Genomic DNA, 19311 nt, shown 5'->3' on the forward strand with positions numbered 1-19311 from the left:
GCTCCTCAACCTGGGCTCGAACCAGGGACCTACGGATTAACAGTCCGGCGCTCTACCGACTGAGCTATTGAGGAAGAAGTCCTAGATTATAGGACGTAAAAAGATGCTCGTGAGAAGTTCGTGGGAATTTCATGAAAATTTGTAGGTGACAGGCCCGAAAGCCTGGATCTGGCGCCTGCTGCCGGCAGCGCGCTATGCTTTTGAGTGTTCGCAGGCTTTGGAGGCTGCGAGTTTTCCTTATCCATATAGAGGAGTGTTGTTCGGGCCGGCCGGCCTGAGGGCTCCCATCGATGCCATGACTGTTCGCACCATCTTGAAGATGGGTGATCCGCGTTTGCTGCGTATTGCCCAACCCGTCGCAGAGTTTGATACCGACGCACTACACCTGCTGCTCACGGATCTGCTGGACACCATGCACGCGGCCAACGGCGCGGGCCTGGCGGCGCCGCAGATCGGAGTGGATCTGCAGATGGTGGTGTTCGGTTCGGGCGAGTTCAATCCCCGTTACCCGGAGGCGCCGGTCGTGCCGCGCACCGTGCTGCTCAATCCGGTGATCACTCCTGTCGGGGATGAGGAACAGCTGGATTGGGAGGGCTGCCTGTCGCTGCCGGGCATGCGCGGCATGGTGCCGCGCTGGAATCAGGTGCGCTACACGGGCTTCGATATCTATGGCGGTCCCATTGACCGTACGGTCGAAGGCTTTCATGCACGCGTCGTGCAGCATGAGTGCGACCATCTCTGGGGCAAGCTGTATCCCATGCGCATGCGCGACTTCACGCAGTTCGGCTTCACGGAGCTGCTGTTTCCCGGCATTGCCGTCGCCGAAGACGAGTGACGGCCATTTCGGCGCAGGCACTCCTGTTCTCCGGTCATAGTTTCAACTTTAGCGATCAACACTTGCGGCGCATCAGGGGATGGCCATCCCCCGGCCGCTTTTGGAAAGGTTCTTGTCAGTACTTTGTATACAAAACGGTAGACAATTTTTGTGTGCCGACAACGTACATTCTCAACATCATGTCCTGATGGGCGTGGTGTGCAATGGCAGAGGAGCACGGCCCGGCCGGGCTCCTGCAGAAGATGCGGGGCGGTCACGGCTGTGCTTGTCCCTTGGAGAGCGCTGAAACGACGAAGCCATGCCTCGTCAAGCAGTCTTGCTCCAGTGCTGCCGCGCCGCATGCCTTGCAGGAATGGTAAGTGAATGAGCCAAGAGGCCAATAGAGCCTTGGTGAGTTGGAAGAATTAGGAGACAGCGATGAAGGAATATTCCGGATCATCCGTGAATCTGGAGGCTCAGCGTCCGGAGGATGAAAATCTCGGCACCGCAGCCAATCTGATGTATGGCCTGCAGCATGTGCTGACCATGTATGGAGGCATTGTGGCCGTGCCGCTGATCGTGGCCGAGGCCGCCGGCATGTCGGCCGCCGATACCGGCCTGCTGGTGACCGCCTGCCTGTTCATGGGCGGCGTGGCCACTCTGCTGCAGACCCTGGGCATTCCCTTTTTCGGTTGCCGCCTGCCCCTGGTGCAAGGGGTTTCGTTTGCCGGCGTGGCCACCATGGTCAGCATCCTGCATACGGGCGGCGGTATCGAAGGGGTGCTGGGAGCGGTCATGTATGCCTCGGTGCTGGGGCTGATCATCGCGCCGGTTTTCTCGCGCATCACCAAGTTTTTTCCGCCGCTGGTCAATGGCTGCGTGATCACGGTGATCGGCATGTCGCTGATGCCCGTGGCTGCGCACTGGGCCATGGGCGGCAACGCCAAGGCGGCTGATTACGGCAGCATGGGCAACATCTGCCTGGCCGGGCTCGCGCTGTTCCTGGTGCTGCTGTTCAGCAAGCTGGGCAATGCCACGCTGTCGCGCCTGTCGATCCTGATGGCGATCGTGGTGGGCACGGTGACGGCGGTTTTCATGGGCAAGGCCGATTTCTCGCAGGTGCTCAGCGGCCCCATCGTGGCCGTGCCCGCTCCCTTGCACTTTGGCTGGCCCGTATTCAATATGGCGGCCACGATCTCCATGTTCATCGTGATTCTGGTGATTCTGGTGGAGACCTCGGCCGACGTGCTGGCCGTGGGGGAAATCGTGGGCAGTCCCGTCGACGGCCGCCGCCTGGGCGACGGCCTGCGTGCCGACATGCTGTCCAGCATCGTGGCCCCGATCTTCGGCGGCTTTACCCAGAGCGCGTTCGCCCAGAACGTGGGCCTGGTGGCGGTGACGGGCATCAAGAGCCGCTTCGTGGTGGCTTTCAGCGGCCTGATCCTCATCGTGTTCGGCGTGCTGCCCGTGATGGGGCGCATCGTGGCCTGCGTGCCGCCTTCCGTGCTGGGCGGGGCGGGGCTGGTGCTGTTCGGCACGGTGGCGGCCAGCGGCATCCGTACCCTGGCCAAGGTGGACTACAACAACAACATGAATCTGATCATCGTCGCCACCTCGGTGGGCGCGGGCCTGCTGCCGGTGGTGGCGCCCAAGTTCTACGATCAGTTTCCGGCCTGGTTCGCCACGATCTTCCACTCGGGCATCAGCGCCACGGCCCTGGTTGCGGTGCTGCTGAACCTGGTCTACAACCATTTCAAGCAGGGCAATTCCGACCAGCCCTCGGTCTTCGAGGCCGGTTACGGCCGGGCTCTGAGCCAGCATGTGCTGGAGGTGCTGGCCGATGGCGACCGTTTCGAGGGCGGCAAGCTCTACGACAAGGACGGCAAGGAAGTGCCCGTCATCCCGGCCAAGCCCGCACACGGGCATTGACGGCCGACGCAAGGTGCGCGCGGTGGGGCCTGGCCCCGTCGTGATTGATGCCGCTATCCCGCTTGCGCGGGGTGGCGGCTTTTTTCTATGGGCTGGCTATCCGGCTGCCGGGTGTTCGACACCGAGGATGGCGTGCAGCCGCGCGCTGGTGGTGGTGTACTCCAGCAGCGGCTTGCTGCCTTGCAGATATTCCGCGGCCGCAAACGCGGCCATGGTTGCCTCATGGAAGGCACAGAGGATCAGCCGCTTCTTGCCGGGATAGCTGACGATGTCGCCGATCGCATAAATGCCAGGCGCGCTGGTGGCCAGCGTGGCCGGGTCCACCAGTAGCTGCTTGCGCTCCAGCGCCAGGCCCCAGTCCGTCAACGGGCCCAGGCGCGGCGAAATACCCAGATAGACCAGCAGCAGCTCCAGAGGCAGCGGATGCTCGTTGCCCTCGCCGTCCATCCATTGCACGGCCTGCAGTCGGCCGTCTTGCTGCCGCACCTCGGTGATCTGGCCGGTGATCACCTCCACGGCTCCGGACTCGCGCAGCTGCTGCAGCTGCGCTAGCTGCCCGGGCTCGGCGCTGAAGGCATCGCGCCGGTGCATGAGATAGGTCTTGCGCGCGCGCATGCCGCCTTCGACGGCGCAGCCAATGGCCGCAGTGACGGCCTCCTCGTCGCCGCCATAGACCAGCACTTCGCGCCCGGCAGCCCCATCCAGGTGCTGCGGGTGATAGAGGAGCTGTTCGGGGTCCAGCAGCTCGGCTCCGGGCACTTTGAGGGCCTTGGGCACAAAAGCCCCCACGCCCGCCGCGATGAACACCGTGCGCGCCTGAAACCAGGTTCCGGCCGTGGTGCCTATCTGCCAGCGCCCGTCGGCCATGGGCTCCACGCTCTGCACCTGCTGGCCCAGATGGCGCGGCACCTGCATGGGGGCGATCTGCTGTTCCAGCCGCCGCACCAGCTCGAGTCCGCTGCAGACGGGAATGCCGGGAATGTCGTAGATGGGCTTGTGCCCATAGAGCTGATAGCACTGGCCGCCCGCATGGGGCAAGGCGTCGACCAGCTGGGCAGCAATGCCTTGCAGGCCCAGCTGGAAGGCCTGAAACAAACCCGCCGGACCCGCGCCTATGATGAGGGCGTCGGTTTCCACGGCGGGTTGGGAGAGTGAGGATGCGTTGGACGGTGCGTTAGACAGGCTCATGCGGCCAAGCGTAGCGCAGTCCGCGCCTCGAACGGCTCAGCGTTCGAGCAAATCCACTTTGTTCGGCTTGCCATTCCATTCGTCGGCATCGGGCAGGGCAGTCTTGCGCTTGGTGATGCTCTTCCAGCTCTTGAGCTGGGACAGGTCCACATTGATCTTGATGAAGGCCAGCTGATCGGCGGGCACATCTTCCTCGGCAAAGATGGCGTTGGCGGGGCACTCGGGGATGCAGACGGCGCAGTCGATGCACTCGTCGGGATCGATGACCAGGAAGTTGGGGCCTTCGCGGAAGCAGTCTACGGGGCAAACATCCACGCAATCGGTGTATTTGCACTTGATGCAGTTTTCGGTGACGACGTGAGTCATGAAGGATTCTATTTATGTGGGGATTGGTGAAACCCCGTGATTTTAGGATTTTTCCCGCGCAGCGCCAGTCCCTGGCATGGATAAGGCCGCATGGCGATCTGGTTTGCGCTCCAGAACCACCCTGCGGCCGGGGTCGCGGCAGGTTCAGTTCACCAGGGCCGCACCGGCCGTGGCATGGCTTGCCGTGTCCACCAGGATCAGCGATCCCAGCTGGCGGGCCTTGGCGAACGGCGCGGCCGGAATGGCTTCCTGCAGCACCAGCTCCACCTGGCCGATGGCATTGGCCTCGAGCTGCTGGGCCTCTTCACGCTCCAGGGTGTTGATGTTGAGGCGGTGCTGCACGCGGCGCGCCTTGGCCTTGACCCAGCGGTGGCCGTGCAGCGCCCAGTACACGCGGCCGGGCACCAGGGGCTCGTTGTCCATCCAGGCCACGGTGGCCACGATCTCGCGGCTCGCGGGCCAGGGGCTTTGCGTTGCGGGCGTGTCGAAATCGTCCTCGGCGGCCTGGGCCGCCAGGGGCGCGGCCACGATCCAGTCGCCGCGCGAAACGTCTACTTCACGGTCCAGCGTGATGCCTGCAGACAGGCCTGCAGGCACGCTTTGGGGCACGCGCGCATGGTCGATGACCTGGGCCACCGTGGCCAGTTGGCCGCTGGGCAGAATCTGCACCTGGGCGCCGACCTGTGCCAGGCCTGCGGCCACGCGGCCCCAGAAGACGCGGCGGCCCTGGGATATGTCGGCCGAGGAGGAGAATTTCTCCACCCATTGCACGGGGAAGGCCAGGGGCAGGGCCTGGTCGTTGGGCGTGTTGGGCAGGCGTTCCAGCAGCTGCAGCAGGCTGGGGCCGTGATAGCCGGCCCAGCCGGCCTCGGTATTGACCACGTTGTAGCCCTTGAGCGCGGACACGGGCACGGTGGCCGTGGCCTGAATGCCCGCGGACGCCGCGAACTTCTGCAGTGCCGCCTGGATATGGGCAAAGGCCAGGGCCGGATCTTCGACGGCATCGAGCTTGTTGACGGCGAAGACCAGCGAATGCACGCGCAGCAGGTGCACCAGCAGGCTGTGGCGGCGCGTCTGGGGCAGCAGCTGCAGCTCGGGGTTGCGCCAGTCCAGCTTGGTCGCATCGACCAGGACCACGGCCGCGTCGGCGCTCGATGCCGCCGTCACCATATTGCGCGTGTACTGCTCATGGCCGGGCGCGTCGCCGATGATGAACTTGCGCGACTCGGTGGCGAAATAGCGGTAGGCCACGTCGATGGTGATGCCTTGCTCGCGCTCGGCGCTGAGGCCGTCGGTCAGCAGGGCCAGATCGGTTTCGCCGCTCTTGGTGACGCCGGCCAGATGATCCTGCAGCACGGCCTTGGTATCCACCAGCAGGCGGCCGATCAGCGTGCTCTTGCCGTCGTCCACCGAGCCGCAGGTAATGAAGCGCAGCGCATTGCTGTTATGTGCATCAAATTGGCCTGCAGCGCTTGATGAGTTTGCGCTAGCAGCTACGGAATTAATAGTTTCAGTCATCGCATTTTTTCCTCAAACAGGCATGTCCCAACTCAAAGACGCCAAGCAAGAGCCGCCTCGAGGCGATGGCGTCGTCCCCCTCCCGCAAGCGCAGCGAAGCGAGAGAGGGGGAAGCGGCAAAGCCGCTCAGGGGGTGTCAGAAATACCCATCCTTTTTGCGCTTTTCCATGGAGGCTTCGCTGGTCTTGTCGTCCATGCGGGTGGCGCCACGCTCGCTGACCTCGGCGGCCAGGGTTTCGATCACGATGTCCTCGGCCGATGCGGCCGTGCTTTCCACGGGGCAGGTGCAGGTGATGTCGCCCACGGTGCGGAAGCGCACGTCGCGCACCACGATCTGTTCGCCGTCGCGCGGCGGGGTCAGGTGGGTCACGGGCACCAGCAGGCCCTTGCGCTCCACCACATCGCGCTTGTGCGTGTAGTAGATCGAGGGCAGGGCGATGTTCTCGCGGGCGATGTACTGCCACACATCCAGCTCGGTCCAGTTGCTGATGGGGAACACGCGGAAGTGCTCGCCCGGGGCGATGCGGGTGTTGAACAGCGTCCACAGCTCGGGGCGTTGGGCCTTGGGCTGCCATTGGCCGAAGCTGTCTCGGTGAGAGAAGATGCGCTCCTTGGCGCGGGCCTTTTCCTCGTCGCGGCGGGCGCCGCCGATCAGCGCGTCGAAGCGGAATTCCTCGATGGCTTCCAGCAGGGTCACCGACTGGTGCACATTGCGCGATTCGCCGGGATGGGCCAGGCGCACCGTGCCGCGGGCCATGGAGTCCTCCACGCTGCGCACGATGAGCTCGGCGCCCAGTTCCTTGGCGCGCTGGTCGCGGAAATCGGTCACCTCGGGGAAGTTGTGGCCGGTGTCTATCATCAGCAGCGGATAGGGGATGCGGCCCGCGCCAAAGGCTTTTTCGGCGCAGCGCAGCATGACCAGCGAATCCTTGCCACCCGAGAACAGCAGGGCCGGGCGCTCGAAGGCCGCAGCCACCTCGCGCAGGATAAAGATGGTTTCCTCTTCCAGCGCATCCAGGTGACGGTTGCTGAGTTGGCTCAACACGGAAGTATCCACACGGGCGTTCATTGTTTATCCAATCAAATTATGCTGTTGCGCTGATGGAAATTGCGCAGGCAGCTATCTTTTTTAAGCAATGGCGTAAAAACTGGCCAAGCCCACACCAGGGGCACCGTGCAAGGGCCGTCCCGCAGCACCGGTGCCGTCCCCCTCCCGCGCAGCGAGTGAGGGGGAAGCCGCAAAGCGGCTCAGGGGGAGCGCACGTTAGTGCGTCAAGTGAAGGCCGCATTCGCGGTTGTCTTCGCCCTTGGTCGGGTCCACATAGTCAAAGTTGTTGGGCAGGCCGTGCTTTTCGCAGTATTCGTACAGTTCCTTGGACGACCAGTGCAGCAGCGGCGCGACCTTGATCAGACCGTCGGGGTTGATGCTCACGGGGTCCATCTGCGCACGCACGGCGGTGTCGGTGGCGCGCAGGGCGGTGAACCAGACCTTGGGTGCGGTTTCGCGCAGGGCGCGGGCAAAGGGTTCGAGCTTCACCTCTTCGGTAAAGGCCGCATGGCGCGGATCGTCCAGCGCTGGCGTGGCGCCTTCCACGGCCTCGCGGTGGGCGCGCGAGCGCAGTGGCAGGTAGATCTTCAGATTCAGCCCCAGCTGCTTGGTCACCGCATCGGCAAACTGGTAGGTGGCTTCGGTGTTGTAGCCGTTGTCCATCCAGACCACGGGCACGTCGGGCCTGGCGCGCGTGACCATGTGCAGAATCACGGCCTCGAAGGGGCGGAAGTTGGTGGTGACTATGGTGGGCTGGGCCAGGCCCACGGCCCAGTTCACCAGCGCCTGGGCGTCGCGGCCCAGTTCGGCATTGATTTGCGCCAGATCCAGGTCGTGGGTGCTTACGGGGGCGAGCTGGCTCATGCTTGCACCTCGGCGAAATGGGGCTGGGTATGCACGGCATCGGCCTGGTAGTAGCCGCCGAAGCGCTCGAACTGGCGCTGGGCATCGGCAGAGTCCACGCCTTCGCGCAGCACGGCGGAGCTGAAGCCCGTGCGCTCCATCTGCACCAGCTGATCGATCAGCACATCGCCCGTGGCGCGGATATCGCCCGCGAAACCACGGCGGCGGCGCAGCAGATAGGCCTGGGTGAAGGCCCGGCCGTCGGTGAAATTGGGGAAAAACAAGTCCACCTGCCGGATGCCGTCCAGGCTCACTTCCAGCGCGTTCACGTCGTTGGCGAGCACCAGCACGCTCGCATCGTTTTCGGCCGGGCCCTGGTAATCCTTGCTTGCCAGAATTTGCATGATGCTTTCCTTATTCTTGTGGTTCAGGCCAGGGCCTCTTCGGTTTCTTCGTCGGCCACGGGGTGGCGCGCGCTCTTGCCGGCTTCCTTGAAGGGGTCGAGGCCGATGCGGCGCACGGCGTCGATGAAGGCTTCGCCGGGCTGGCGCAGGTCGCGGTAGGTGGCCAGCACGGCTTCGATCACATCGGGCACCTCGGCCGCGCTGAAGGACGGGCCAATCACCTTGCCCGCCACTGCATCGCCCGAGAGCGTGGAACCGTCCGAGCCGCCCAGCGTGACCTGATACCACTCCTTGCCGTCCTTGTCGACGCCCAGGATGCCGATATGGCCGCTGTGGTGATGGCCGCAGCTGTTGATGCAGCCGCTGATGTGCAGGTCGATCTCGCCGATATCGTCGAGCTCGTCCAGATCCTGGTAGCGGGCCGTGATGGCGTCGGCAATCGGCAGGCTGCGCGCATTGGCCAGCGCGCAGAAGTCGCCGCCGGGGCAGGCGATCATGTCGGTGAGCAGCGCCACATTGGTGCTGGCCAGGCCCAGGGCCTTGGCTTTTTGCCACAGCGCATGCAGCTGGCCTGCCTGCACCCAGGGCAGGATCACGTTCTGGTCGTGGGTGACGCGGGCTTCGCCGGCGGAGAATTCATCCACCAGTTGGGCCAGGGCGTCGAGCTGCTCGCCGGTCGCATCGCCGGGTGCTTGACCCACGCGCTTGAAGGACAGGGTCACGGCGCGCAGGCCTTCGATGCGATGGCTATGCACATTGCGGGCGATCCAGCGCGCGAAGGCGGGCTCCTTGGCGGCCTGGGCGAGCAAGGCTTGCTCGTCGGCGCCGGCATCGGCCACGGAGGGCAGGACCGGGGTGCTGAACATGGCGGCCACGCGCTCGAACTCGGCCTGGGGCACGGTATGGGGGGCGCCGTCCACCTCGACGATCTGGCGGAATTCCTCTTCCACGGCATCGATATAGGCCTGGCCTTCGGCCTTGACCAGGATCTTGATGCGCGCCTTGTACTTGTTGTCGCGGCGGCCCAGCTCGTTGTAGACGCGGACGATGGCCTCGATGTAGTTCATGATCTGGTTCCAGGGCAGGAACTCGCGGATCACGGTGCCGATCACGGGCGTACGGCCCATGCCCCCGCCCACAAAGACCTTGAAGCCGATTTCACCAGCGGCATTCTTCAGCAGATGCAGGCCCACATCGTGCCAGCCCGTGGCGGCGCGGTCTTCCTTGGCGCCGGTGATGGCGATCTTGAACTTGCGCGGCAGGAAGGCGAACTCGGGGTGCAGCGTGGTCCACTGGCGCAGGATCTCGGCGTAGGGGCGCGGGTCGATGATCTCGTCGGGCGCAATGCCGGCCAGCGCATCGGTGGTGGTGTTGCGTATGCAGTTGCCGCTGGTCTGGATGCCGTGCAGGTTCACGCTGGCCAGCAGGTCCATCACATCGGCGGCCTTGGACAGCGGAATCCAGTTGAACTGCACATTGGTGCGGGTGGTGAAGTGGGCGCAGTTCTTGGGCAGATAGGTGGTGCCCAGCTTGCCCTGGCCTTCGAGCGCCTGCTGGAAAACCGCGGCTTCGGGCTCGTCGTACTCGCGGGCCACGCGGGCCAGCACGCGGATCTGGGCCGAGTTGATCTCGCCATAGGGCACGGCCACGCGCAGCATGGGCGCATAGCGCTGCACATACCAGCCATTTTGCAGGCGCAGCGGACGGAAGTCGTCTTCCGAGAGCTTGCCGCTTTGCCAGCGCTCGAGCTGGTCACGGAACTGGTCGGCGCGTTGCTTGACGAACGCTTTGTCGAAGGCTGTGTATTGGTACATGTGTCTACAGTTCTAGCGTGGGGCCGGTGATCGCATCAGCCGGATCGTTGGCATGAACTGTAGAGAGGCTTTATATAAAAACAAACGATTATTTCGTGCTGCATATATATCTGAATGAATATGTAAAGCCGCAGCCCATGCCCGAAGGCTATTTCCTAGAAGCGCGCTTGCAATTCGGGAGCGGGCGCCGGCGCGGATTTTTTTAGAATCGGGGCTTGTTCAATGACCGAGGCGCCTGGCGCAAGCAGGTGCCTGCCTATGGAAATAGCCATACTTTTCGCCCTCATCTGTTTGAACGGCCTGTTCGCCATGTCGGAGATCGCGCTCGTCACCGCGCGCAAGACACGCATGCAGAAACTCATCGATGAGGGCGACAGCGGCGCGGCGGCCGCTATCAAACTGGGGGAAGACCCGACGCGCTTTCTGTCCACCATCCAGATCGGCATCACCTCGATAGGCGTGCTCAACGGTATCGTCGGCGAGGCCGCGCTGGCCGGGCCGCTGGAGAACTGGCTGATACAGCTGGGCATGGCGCAGAAATATGCGGACTACCTGTCGACCGGCCTGGTCGTGGTGCTGATCACCTATTTCTCCATCGTGGTGGGCGAACTCGTGCCCAAGCGCCTGGGCCAGACCCATCCCGAAGCGCTGGCGCGCCTGGTTTCGCGCCCCATCAACTTTCTGGCCCTGGCCACCAAGCCTTTTGTATGGCTGCTGTCGGCCTCCACACGCGGCCTGCTCAAGCTGCTGGGCGTCAAGGAAAACAGCGGCGCCGTGGTGACCGAGGAGGAAATCCAGGCTATCCTGGTCGAAGGCCGCACGGCCGGCGTGATCGAGTCCCAGGAGCACACCATGGTGCGCAATGTGTTCCGCCTCGACGATCGCCAGATCGGCTCGCTCATGGTGCCGCGCGGCGATGTGGTGTGCCTGGACATAGACGACAGCTTCGAAGCCAATCTGCAGCGCATAGAGCAGGCCGACCACGCGCGCTTTCCCGTGATACGCGGCGATATGAACAATATCGTGGGCGTGCTCAATCCGCGCCAGTGGCTGGCCAGCAGCGTGCGCGCGTCGGGCGGCAGCCGCGAACTCAAGGACCAGCCGCTGCAGCCCGCGCTCTACGTGCCCGAGACCATCACCGGCATGGAACTGCTGGACAACTTCCGCACCTCGGATGTGCACATGGCTTTTGTCATCGACGAGTACGGCGAGGTGCAGGGCATAGTCACGCTCAAGGACCTGATCGAGGCCATTACCGGCGAGTTCCAGCCGCGCGACCCGGAATCGAGCTGGGCCGTGCAGCGCGAGGACGGCAGCTGGCTGCTGGACGGCCATATTCCCGTGCCCGAGCTCAAGGACCATCTGGGCCTGGATGCCGTGCCCGAGGAGGAGCGCGGCCGCTACCACACCCTGAGCGGCATGATCATGCTGCTGCTGGGCTGCATGCCCAGCGAGGCCGATGTGGTGGAGTGGGAGAACTGGCGCTTTGAAGTCGTGGACATGGACGGCAAGACGCTGGACAAGGTGCTGGCGACCCGGCTGCAGCCGCAGCAGCCGGCCGAAGCCCTGTTGCGCGGAGCCGAGGCCTCGGGCCAGTGATCCCAGCCCGATGAAGGCAGGGCTTGCCAGCGAATCGGCTGCAAGCCCTTTTTCTTTGGGCGGTGGCCTAGGCCGCGGACCTGGTGCCGGACTGCTTCGCGGCCCTGGCATAGAGCCGCTGCGAGCCCAGCGCCTGGGCCAGCTTCGCATCCAGAGGCAGAGGCTCTGCGTGCAGGCGCGCGGCCAGCAGTTCCGCGCATAGCAGCGACAGCGTCAGCCCGCGCGAACCCAGGCCGGTGAGCACCCAGAGCCCGCGCGCATCCTGCGCGCCTCGGCCCACGGGGCCGGCGACGGGAATGCGGTCATAGGCCGCGCAGCGCAGGCGCGACCAGGTCGCAGGCAGGTCGGGCGCGTTGAAAAAGCCCTCGAGCGCCTCGGCACACCCGGGCAGCAGCGCGGCCAGCTTCTCGGCATTGCTGGCGTGGGCGGCCCGCTGGTCGGCGGCCGAGGGCGGAAGCTCGCTGACATCGCGCTCGAAGGTGGAGCCCATGATCCATTGGCGCGCACCGGACGCTACGGGAAAATCCGGCACCAGATTGCCGTGGCCGTTGACGGGGAAGGGCGGCATGGCGGCCCTGGTCCGGGCCGTGTGTCCGGCCACGCTGACCTGGCCGCGAATCGGCTGCAGCTCCCAGCCACCGGCCTCCAGGCCGCTGGCCGCCAGCAGCGCGGTGCTGGCCGGGCCCAGCGCGAGCACGACAAGATCGGCCTCGGCCAGTACCCGGCCCTCGGCATCCAGCGCCTGCCACGACGGGGCTGCGCCGCCGCCCTGCTGCAGCCTGGCTATCCGTGCCTGGCCCTGCCAGCTGATGCCCGGCGTGCGCAGCAAGGCCTTGACCAGTTGCGCGGGCCGTACCCAGCCGGCCTGCACATGCCAGACGGCCTGGCTGTCGCCCGGCAGGCGGGCCGCGGCCAGTTGATCGGGCTGGGCGGGGCGGCTCCATTGCTGGCCGGCGGACTCCGGGCTGAGCCACTCGGGCGGCAGATGCGCGGGCTGGCTCAGGTCATGTTCCAGCACGCCGCTGTGTGCCCAGTCCAAGCCGGGCTGCAGCTGCCGCGCCCGCTCGAGCTGCTGCAGGGTTTGCAGTGTAGTGCGCACGCCGCTGCGCGACAGGCGCGAGATCAGGCTGTCGTCGGGCGAGACATGGGGGCAGAACAGGCCCGCGGGCAGGCCGGAGGCCCCGGCCGCGGGCTCGGTCCCCGCATCCAGCACGCTGACCCGCCAGCCGCGCCGCGCGAGGCTGGCCGCCGCCGCAGCGCCCGCCAGGCCCGAGCCCAGTACCAGGCAGCGTCCGGGCCGCTCCACGGGGGCTGGCAGCCCGTCATCGCGGTGGCGCGGCTCCCAGCGCGGGTCGTAGCTGGCCTGCAGATTGTGGCGCTTGGGCGGTATGCCCGCGACCTTGTGCACCGCAAAGCCCAGCTTGCCCAGGCTCTCGCGCACCTCTGCGGCCACGGACCAGGTGGCCAGGCTCGTTCCCCGGCGGCAGTGGCGCGCCACGTTCTTGAGCAGCTCGGGGCTCCAGAGACCGGGGTTCCTGGAAGGGGAGAAGCCGTCGAGATACACGCTGTCCACCGTGAGCTGCTGCTTGCGCAGCATGGCCTCGGCATCGCCTATATACAGCGTGAGCAGCACCCGGCCCTCGTCAAACGAAAGCCGGTGGACACCGGGCAGCAGTCCCCACCACTGGGCGGCGAGCTGCTCGCCCAGCTCGTGCAGCAGCGGGTCGTCGGGCAGGCCGCGCCGCAGATCCTCGGCCGCGACCGGATAGGCCTCGACGGAGACAAAGTGCAGCAGGCGCGGGCGCCTGGGGTCGGCCTTCCAGGCGGCCCAGGTGACGAGGAAATTCAGGCCGAAGCCGAAGCCGGTTTCCAGAATGCGCCACTGGCCGGCATCGGCCCAGGCCGCGGGCAGCTTGCAGCCGGCCAGAAAAACCTGGCGCGCCTGGTCAAGGCCGCCCAGCTCGCTGTGATAGCGGTCGCCAAATCGGGTGCTATAGGGAGTGCCATCAGGCATCCATGTAATGGGTTCGGACATGGCAGGGGAAAACGCATCAACAGGGCGTGACGCTTAAAAACTGGCGCAGCGTAAAGGCCAGAGGCAGCGAGCAAGGGCCGTCCCGCAGCGAGGCTGTCGTCCCCTTCCCGCGAAGCGAGAGAGGGGGAAGGCGCGCAGCGCCACAGGGGGAGCATTATTTCACTCCCAGCGCTGCTGATAGGAAAACACGGGCAGCCGCCATTTGAAGCGTATGGCCGCCAGACGAAACGCCAAGCCGCCGGCAAAGCAGACAACGGTGCTGATATTGGAGCTTACGTCCAGGTGGCGCAGGCCCAGGAACATCAGGCAGACTGCCAGCGAGACGCTGGCATAGAGCTCGCGCCGGAACACCACGGGGACCTGGTTGCACAGCACGTCGCGCAGAATGCCGCCGCTGATACCGGTGATCATGCCGGCCATGATGACCACGATGGCGGGGTAGCCCAGCTCCAGCGCCACATTGCTGCCGATCAGCGAGAACGCGATCAGGCCCATGGCGTCGAGAAACAGAAAGACCTGCTTGAGCCGGTGCATATGGCGGGCGATCACCGTGGTCAGCAGGCCGAAGCTGATGACCAGGTACACATATTCGGGATGCTGGGTCCAGCCTATGGGGTAATGGCCCAGCACCATGTCGCGGATGGTGCCGCCGCCCAGGGCCGTGACGAATGCGATCACGACCACGCCGAAGATGTCCATATTGCGCCGGCCCGCGGCGAGCGCGCCGGACATGGCTTCGGCGGCGATGGCCACCAGATAGATGACCAGCATGACGGTGAAGCTGGAGGTCTGGAATGAGTCCAGCAGGGAAACGGAAGGAAGCATGACAGCCCTCGGGGAAAGACCGGCCATTCGTATCCGAAAGAGAATGTCCGGTGTGCCTCTCCCGCTGTCCTTTTACCTGAGAGTTGCGCATGAGCACCTTCGCGGTGGACATGCTTGCCCCTTCGGTGAGCCCTGCAGACTTGTGGTTGCGGGCTGCTCTCCAGTTGGCGATATCCGGGTCTTGTCCGACCCACCTGCGGTACTTATTGCCTGAGCGATTATGGGAGTTTGCGCCTTCGGCGGGAACCGTTGACAGGTTCCGCTCTCCCGCAGGATGGGCGCGATTCTAGCCAGTTCCAGAGACCGTATTCGGGTTAATACCTGTGCCGGCCTGGTTTGATGGGTCGTGCGGCAACCGGCTTTAGAGGCCGAGGGCGGGCCCGGCGCCGCCATCTGTCCCGCAGGCCGGCCCCTCGCTGGTGCAGCCGCCCGCAATAAAAAAGCCCCGGGCCAGCGCCACGGGGCTTTGTGTCCGAGTCAGACGAACTTACTCTGCGCTGGGAGGCACATAGCCGGCAGCCGCATCCGCGCCGCCGCCAAAGAAATGGTTTTCCATCTGGCGGACCAGATATTGACGGGCGCGGGCATCGGCCAGGTTCAGGCGGTTTTCATTGACCAGCATGGTCTGGTGCTTGAGCCAGTCGGCCCAGGCCTGCTTGCTCACGCTTTCATAGATGCGCTTGCCCAGCTCGCCAGGGTAGGGAGGGAAGTCCAGGCCTTCAGCGTCGATGCCAAGCTTGATGCAGTGAACAGTACGTGCCATGAAAAATGTCCTTGTTGTTGATTTCAGATGTTTAGGTAATAACAAACTGAAATCTTAGTAGTTTGAGTTTTAAGACTGCGGTTGAAGAATGCACAGCAACGGTGAAGCCCGTTATCCATTCACTCCAAGAACACAGTCACATGAAAAATCGTCGCCACTTTATCAAGTTTCCTCTGGCTGCCAGCCTGATTGCCGGCTTGACCCTGTCCGCTCTGCCCACATTGCCGGCCCTGGCCCAGGGCGGCGTGCAGTTGCTCAACGTCTCCTACGACCCGACGCGCGAGCTGTACGTGAACTACAACCAGGCGTTCGCCAAGCACTGGAAGGCGACCCAGGGCCAGGATGTGAGCATCAAGCAGTCGCATGGCGGCTCGGGCAAGCAGGCGCGCTCCATCATCGACGGCATCGAGGCCGATGTGGCGACGCTGGCCCTGGCCGGCGACATCGACGCCCTGGTCAAGAACGGCAGCGTCAAGCCCGACTGGCAAAAGCGCCTGCCGCACAACAGCGCGCCCTACAACTCCACCATTGTGTTTCTGGTGAAAAAAGGCAATCCCAAGAACATCAAGGACTGGGACGATCTGGTCAAGCCCGGCGTCCAGGTGATCACGCCCAACCCCAAGACCTCGGGCGGCGCGCGCTGGAACTATCTGGCAGCCTGGGAATTCGCCAAGCGCAAATATGGCGGCGAGGCCCAGGCCAAGGATTTCATCACCAAGCTCTACAAGAACGTGCCCGTGCTCGATACCGGCGCACGCGGCTCCACCGTGACCTTTGTGCAGCGCGGCCTCGGCGATGTGCTGCTGGCCTGGGAGAACGAGGCCTATCTGGCGCTCAAGGAATTCGGCCCCGAGAAGTTCCAGATCGTCGCGCCTTCGCTGTCCATACTGGCCGAGCCTTCGGTGGCCGTGGTCGACAAGGTGGTGGACAAGAAGGGTACGCGTACTGTGGCCGAGGCCTATCTCAAGTATCTGTACTCCGAGGAAGGCCAGCGTATCGCCGCGCAGAACTTCTACCGTCCGACCGACGCCAAGGTCGCGGCCGAGTACTCCAAGCAGTTCCCCAAGCTGGAGCTGTTCACCATCGACCAGGCTTTTGGCGGCTGGGCAGCGGCGGACAAGGCCCATTTTGCCGACGGCGGCAGCTTCGACCAGATCTACAGCAAGAAATAAAGGCGGCGTGGCGGCCCGGCCGCCATCTGCTTACGATTCGATGGAGAGCTAAGCCATGTCCATTTTGCTGATTGCCGGCAGCCCTTCGCAGCCCTCGCGCTCCAGCGCCTTGCTCGACGCCGTGGCCGCCCGTCTGCAGGCTCAGGGCCTGCGCTCCGAGCCCGTGCTGGAGCTGAACCGGCTCGATCCCGCGGCCCTGCTGCAGGCGCGCTTCGACGATCCCGTCATCCGCGCCGTCACCGACCGCGTGGCCCGGGCCGAGGCGGTGGTGGTCGCGACCCCGGTTTACAAGGCGGCCTACAGCGGCCTGCTCAAGGTCTTTCTCGATGTGCTGCCGCAGACCGCGCTCAAGGGCAAGCTGGTCCTGCCCCTGGCCACGGGCGGCAGCCCCCACCACATGCTGGCGCTGGACTATGCACTGCGCCCCGTGCTGCAGTCGCTGGGCGCGCGCCATATCCTGCCGGGCATCTATGCCACGGACCAGGGGGTTCCCCTGCTGCCCGAAGGTGGCTACGGCGTCGCCGCCGAGATTGCGGAGCGTGTGGAGGACGCGGCCCAGCTGCTCGCCACCGATCTGCGCCGCGCCAAACCCGCGGCCGGCGAGTTCGAGGACATCGCTTTTGCCGATGTGCGATGTAGCGTCTAGATAGGTTCCCCCTGAGCGGCTTTGCCGCTTCCCCCAGGGGACGACGACCTTTGCTGCGGGGCGGCGGGGCCGCCTAGGCCCTTGCTGGTCGTCCTTTCTTGCAGCGTTGACACGCTCGCCTCTGTTTTTGATAGCAGTCCGCGCACTGTGAAGGCGGTACTGCGCGCGAAATTCCTCAATATCGCCGGCCGCGAACCGCGGCCAGGAAAGAGCCATACCCATGTCACAAGCTTCCGTTATTTCCAAACCGGCTGCGGCCGGTGTGCTGAACACCACCCGCCGCCAATGGCTGAGCCGCACGGCGGGCGCCGCCCTGGCCCTGGCTTCGGGCTCGGCCCTGGCCCAGCAGGGCGGCAACGCCACCGCCGGCCAGCGCGTGCTGCGCGTGGGCCACCAGAAAGGCTGGCTGTCCATCCTCAAGAACCGCGGCACGCTGGAAAAACGGCTGGCGCCGCTGGGCGTGGCCGTGCGCTGGGTGGAGTTCAACGCCGGTCCGGTGCAGCTGGAGGCACTGAACGTCGGTTCCATAGATTTTGGCGACGTGGGCGAGGCGCCGCCCATTTTTGCCCAGGCCGCGGGCGCACCCCTGGTCTACGCGGGGGCCACCGTGGCCAGACCCGGGCTGGAGGCGGTGATCGTGCCCAAGGACTCGGCGATCCGCAGCGTGGCCGATCTCAAGGGCAAGCGCATCGCCTACAACAAGGGCTCCAACGTGCACTACTTTCTGGTCAAGCTGCTGGAAAAGCACGGCCTCAAGTACGGCGACGTGCAATCGGTCTTTCTGGCGCCGCCCGATGCGCGCGCCGCCTTCGAGAAGGGCTCGGTCGATGCCTGGGTAATCTGGGACCCGTTCCTGGCCTCGGCCCAGAAAACCCTGGACGCGCGCCTGCTGGCCGATGCCAGGGGCGTGGTGCACAACCGCGCCTACTACTTCACCTCGCGCGACTATGCGAGCCGCAATGCCGACGTGCTGCGCATCGCGATAGAGGAGATTGCGGCCATCGACTCCTGGGCCGCCAAGAACAAGAGCGCCGCGGCGGCCGAACTGTCCCAGATCCTGGGGCTGGAGCCGGCCGTGACCGAGCTCTATCTGAGCCGCACGGATTTCGGCACCAAGGCCGTGAACGCCGAGATCCTGGCCGAGCAGCAAAAGATTGCCGACACCTTCTTCGATCTCAAGCTGATTCCCAAGAAGCTCAACCTGCTGCATGCGGCGCCCGTGGACCTGGTGGCCGGCCGCTGATCCCGGCTCGGACAAGGAGATCGCCATCATGAGTACCTCTTTATCGCGCCCCCGCTTCAATCGTGGCCGCCGCCAGGCGCTGCAGCTGCTGGGCACCACGGCCTTCAGCTGGGCGCTGGCCGCCCACTATGCCCAGGCGCAACCGGCTGCCGTGGCCGGAGCACCGGCCCAGCTGCGCATCGGCTACCAGAAGTCCGCCGTCAATCTGGTGGTCTTGAAGCAGCATGGCGTGCTGGAAAAGCGCCTGCCCCAGACCAAGGTCAGCTGGCTGGAGTTTCCCGCCGGGCCGCAGCTGCTGGAGGCCTTGTCGGCCGGCAGCCTGGACTTCGGCCTGACCGGCGACTCGCCGCCCGTGTTTGCCCAGGCCGCTGGCAAGGAGCTGCGCTATGTGGGGGCCGAGCCGCCCAAACCCGAGAGCTCGGCCATTCTGGTGCCTGCGGATTCGCCGCTGCAAAGCCTGGCCGATCTCAAGGGCAAACGCATCGCGCTGCAAAAAGGCTCGAGTGCCCACTATCTGCTGGTGCGGGCTCTCGACAAGGCCGGCATCGCCTGGACCGATATCCAGCCCGTGTATCTGGCGCCCGCCGATGCACGCGCCGCCTTCGAGCGCAAAAGCGTCGATGCCTGGGCCATCTGGGACCCGTATTACGCGGCCACCGAGCTGAGCATCCACCCGCGCGTGCTCAGCAGCGGCGAAGGTCTGACGGGCAACAACTCCTTCTATCTGGCTTCGCGCGGCCTGGTGGAACGCCATCCCCAGCTCATCAAGGTCTTGTTCGAGGAGCTCACGCGCGCCGACCAGCTGGTGCAGAGCTCGCGCCAAGAGGCAGTGCAGCTGTTGGCGGCCTTCAGCGGTCTCGATGCGAGCGTGGTGAGCCGCTTCATAGGCCGCCGGCCCAGCTCGCCCACCACCTTGCTCGGCCCGGCCATCGTGGCCGATCAGCAGCGTGTGGCCGATGCGTTTTTTCGTCTCGGCGTGATTCCGCGCCAGGTGCGGGTGGCCGACATCGTCTGGCAGCCCTCGCCCGCGGAATACGCCGGCTATGCCCAATTCGCCACGCCCGCCACGCCCGGCCAGGCGCCGGCAGCCAAGCTCTGAGGAGA

17 protein-coding genes, 1 tRNA gene and 2 riboswitches are annotated in these 19311 nt (G+C 65.0%); of the genes, 7 read left to right on the forward strand and 11 right to left on the reverse strand.

Annotation, left to right across the window (positions count from 1 at the left end):
• Position 1: 1 nt before the first annotated feature.
• Positions 2–74 (reverse strand) — tRNA-Asn (locus AB6724_RS17825).
• A gap of 221 nt (positions 75–295) precedes the next feature.
• Here AB6724_RS17825 and def point away from each other — a divergent pair.
• Positions 296–835 (forward strand): peptide deformylase, encoded by a 540-nt coding sequence (def, locus tag AB6724_RS17830; protein ID WP_369339874.1) that lies wholly within the window; start codon positions 296–298, stop codon positions 833–835.
• A 417-nt stretch (positions 836–1252) separates the two neighbouring features.
• Positions 1253–2743, forward strand: a complete 1491-nt coding sequence (locus AB6724_RS17835; protein WP_369339875.1) for a nucleobase:cation symporter-2 family protein — start codon at positions 1253–1255, stop codon at positions 2741–2743.
• 96 nt (positions 2744–2839) lie between these two features.
• Here AB6724_RS17835 and AB6724_RS17840 read toward each other — a convergent pair whose 3' ends face one another.
• The 7 genes from AB6724_RS17840 to AB6724_RS17870 form a co-directional block, all read right to left on the reverse strand.
• Positions 2840–3931: an NAD(P)/FAD-dependent oxidoreductase gene (locus tag AB6724_RS17840; RefSeq protein ID WP_369339876.1), complete on the reverse strand. Its 1092-nt coding sequence runs from the start codon at positions 3929–3931 to the stop codon at positions 2840–2842.
• A gap of 36 nt (positions 3932–3967) precedes the next feature.
• Positions 3968–4297, reverse strand: coding sequence for a ferredoxin FdxA (gene fdxA, locus AB6724_RS17845; protein ID WP_369339877.1), 330 nt, complete (start codon positions 4295–4297; stop codon positions 3968–3970).
• A gap of 144 nt (positions 4298–4441) precedes the next feature.
• Complete coding sequence (locus AB6724_RS17850) at positions 4442–5815, reverse strand: sulfate adenylyltransferase subunit 1 (protein ID WP_369339878.1); 1374 nt, start codon at positions 5813–5815, stop codon at positions 4442–4444.
• A 136-nt stretch (positions 5816–5951) separates the two neighbouring features.
• Positions 5952–6884 (reverse strand): sulfate adenylyltransferase subunit CysD, encoded by a 933-nt coding sequence (gene cysD / locus AB6724_RS17855; protein WP_369339879.1) that lies wholly within the window; start codon positions 6882–6884, stop codon positions 5952–5954.
• Positions 6885–7079: 195 nt separating this feature from the next.
• On the reverse strand, positions 7080–7727 hold the full coding sequence (locus AB6724_RS17860; protein WP_369339880.1) for a phosphoadenosine phosphosulfate reductase domain-containing protein: 648 nt from the start codon (positions 7725–7727) through the stop codon (positions 7080–7082).
• A complete protein-coding gene (locus tag AB6724_RS17865; protein ID WP_369339881.1) occupies positions 7724–8110 on the reverse strand; it encodes a DUF934 domain-containing protein in 387 nt (128 codons plus the stop codon). Before AB6724_RS17865 ends, AB6724_RS17860 begins: the two co-directional genes overlap by 4 nt.
• 23 nt (positions 8111–8133) lie before the next feature.
• Positions 8134–9924, reverse strand: a complete 1791-nt coding sequence (locus tag AB6724_RS17870) for a nitrite/sulfite reductase (RefSeq protein WP_369339882.1) — start codon at positions 9922–9924, stop codon at positions 8134–8136.
• A 258-nt stretch (positions 9925–10182) separates the two neighbouring features.
• Between AB6724_RS17870 and AB6724_RS17875 the strand changes: the two genes are divergently transcribed.
• Positions 10183–11523, forward strand: a complete 1341-nt coding sequence (locus tag AB6724_RS17875; protein WP_369339883.1) for a hemolysin family protein — start codon at positions 10183–10185, stop codon at positions 11521–11523.
• A 67-nt stretch (positions 11524–11590) separates the two neighbouring features.
• On the opposite strand, the gene mnmC is transcribed toward AB6724_RS17875, so the two are convergent.
• The 3 genes from mnmC to AB6724_RS17890 form a co-directional block, all read right to left on the reverse strand.
• On the reverse strand, positions 11591–13558 hold the full coding sequence (mnmC, locus tag AB6724_RS17880) for a bifunctional tRNA (5-methylaminomethyl-2-thiouridine)(34)-methyltransferase MnmC2/FAD-dependent 5-carboxymethylaminomethyl-2-thiouridine(34) oxidoreductase MnmC1 (RefSeq protein WP_500683335.1): 1968 nt from the start codon (positions 13556–13558) through the stop codon (positions 11591–11593).
• Positions 13559–13717: 159 nt separating this feature from the next.
• Entirely contained in the window at positions 13718–14383 is a 666-nt protein-coding gene (locus tag AB6724_RS17885) for a trimeric intracellular cation channel family protein (protein ID WP_369339884.1), read from the reverse strand.
• A gap of 54 nt (positions 14384–14437) precedes the next feature.
• Positions 14438–14557: riboswitch (glycine riboswitch) on the reverse strand.
• A 13-nt stretch (positions 14558–14570) separates the two neighbouring features.
• Positions 14571–14663, reverse strand: a riboswitch (glycine riboswitch).
• A 207-nt stretch (positions 14664–14870) separates the two neighbouring features.
• Positions 14871–15146: an oxidative damage protection protein gene (locus AB6724_RS17890; RefSeq protein ID WP_369339885.1), complete on the reverse strand. Its 276-nt coding sequence runs from the start codon at positions 15144–15146 to the stop codon at positions 14871–14873.
• 140 nt (positions 15147–15286) lie between these two features.
• Here AB6724_RS17890 and AB6724_RS17895 point away from each other — a divergent pair, with 140 nt between their 5' ends.
• The 4 genes from AB6724_RS17895 to AB6724_RS17910 all read left to right on the forward strand — a co-directional run bounded on the left by AB6724_RS17895 (position 15287) and on the right by AB6724_RS17910 (position 19306).
• Positions 15287–16318, forward strand: a complete 1032-nt coding sequence (locus AB6724_RS17895; protein WP_369339886.1) for a sulfate ABC transporter substrate-binding protein — start codon at positions 15287–15289, stop codon at positions 16316–16318.
• Between the two features lie 55 nt (positions 16319–16373).
• On the forward strand, positions 16374–16964 hold the full coding sequence (ssuE, locus tag AB6724_RS17900) for an NADPH-dependent FMN reductase (RefSeq protein ID WP_369339887.1): 591 nt from the start codon (positions 16374–16376) through the stop codon (positions 16962–16964).
• A 220-nt stretch (positions 16965–17184) separates the two neighbouring features.
• Complete coding sequence (locus AB6724_RS17905; RefSeq protein ID WP_369339888.1) at positions 17185–18207, forward strand: sulfonate ABC transporter substrate-binding protein; 1023 nt, start codon at positions 17185–17187, stop codon at positions 18205–18207.
• 28 nt (positions 18208–18235) lie between these two features.
• Complete coding sequence (locus tag AB6724_RS17910) at positions 18236–19306, forward strand: sulfonate ABC transporter substrate-binding protein (protein WP_369339889.1); 1071 nt, start codon at positions 18236–18238, stop codon at positions 19304–19306.
• Positions 19307–19311 lie beyond the last annotated feature (5 nt).

Source organism: Comamonas guangdongensis, from assembly GCF_041079535.1.
Lineage (GTDB): Bacteria > Pseudomonadota > Gammaproteobacteria > Burkholderiales > Burkholderiaceae_C > Comamonas > Comamonas guangdongensis.

What these genes read in the sequence shown, in the direction of transcription:
- AB6724_RS17905 (WP_369339888.1), top strand. Translation starts at nt 17,185, where the DNA reads ATGTCACAAGCTTCCGTTATTTCCAAACCGGCTGCGGCCGGTGTGCTG.
- AB6724_RS17865 (WP_369339881.1), bottom strand. Translation starts at nt 8,110, where the DNA reads ATGCAAATTCTGGCAAGCAAGGATTACCAGGGCCCGGCCGAAAACGAT.
- AB6724_RS17910 (WP_369339889.1), top strand. Translation starts at nt 18,236, where the DNA reads ATGAGTACCTCTTTATCGCGCCCCCGCTTCAATCGTGGCCGCCGCCAG.
- mnmC (WP_500683335.1), bottom strand. Translation starts at nt 13,558, where the DNA reads ATGTCCGAACCCATTACATGGATGCCTGATGGCACTCCCTATAGCACC.
- def (WP_369339874.1), top strand. Translation starts at nt 296, where the DNA reads ATGACTGTTCGCACCATCTTGAAGATGGGTGATCCGCGTTTGCTGCGT.
- AB6724_RS17885 (WP_369339884.1), bottom strand. Translation starts at nt 14,383, where the DNA reads ATGCTTCCTTCCGTTTCCCTGCTGGACTCATTCCAGACCTCCAGCTTC.
- AB6724_RS17870 (WP_369339882.1), bottom strand. Translation starts at nt 9,924, where the DNA reads ATGTACCAATACACAGCCTTCGACAAAGCGTTCGTCAAGCAACGCGCC.
- AB6724_RS17890 (WP_369339885.1), bottom strand. Translation starts at nt 15,146, where the DNA reads ATGGCACGTACTGTTCACTGCATCAAGCTTGGCATCGACGCTGAAGGC.
- AB6724_RS17895 (WP_369339886.1), top strand. Translation starts at nt 15,287, where the DNA reads ATGAAAAATCGTCGCCACTTTATCAAGTTTCCTCTGGCTGCCAGCCTG.
- cysD (WP_369339879.1), bottom strand. Translation starts at nt 6,884, where the DNA reads ATGAACGCCCGTGTGGATACTTCCGTGTTGAGCCAACTCAGCAACCGT.
- AB6724_RS17850 (WP_369339878.1), bottom strand. Translation starts at nt 5,815, where the DNA reads ATGACTGAAACTATTAATTCCGTAGCTGCTAGCGCAAACTCATCAAGC.
- AB6724_RS17875 (WP_369339883.1), top strand. Translation starts at nt 10,183, where the DNA reads ATGGAAATAGCCATACTTTTCGCCCTCATCTGTTTGAACGGCCTGTTC.
- AB6724_RS17860 (WP_369339880.1), bottom strand. Translation starts at nt 7,727, where the DNA reads ATGAGCCAGCTCGCCCCCGTAAGCACCCACGACCTGGATCTGGCGCAA.
- ssuE (WP_369339887.1), top strand. Translation starts at nt 16,374, where the DNA reads ATGTCCATTTTGCTGATTGCCGGCAGCCCTTCGCAGCCCTCGCGCTCC.
- AB6724_RS17840 (WP_369339876.1), bottom strand. Translation starts at nt 3,931, where the DNA reads ATGAGCCTGTCTAACGCACCGTCCAACGCATCCTCACTCTCCCAACCC.
- fdxA (WP_369339877.1), bottom strand. Translation starts at nt 4,297, where the DNA reads ATGACTCACGTCGTCACCGAAAACTGCATCAAGTGCAAATACACCGAT.
- AB6724_RS17835 (WP_369339875.1), top strand. Translation starts at nt 1,253, where the DNA reads ATGAAGGAATATTCCGGATCATCCGTGAATCTGGAGGCTCAGCGTCCG.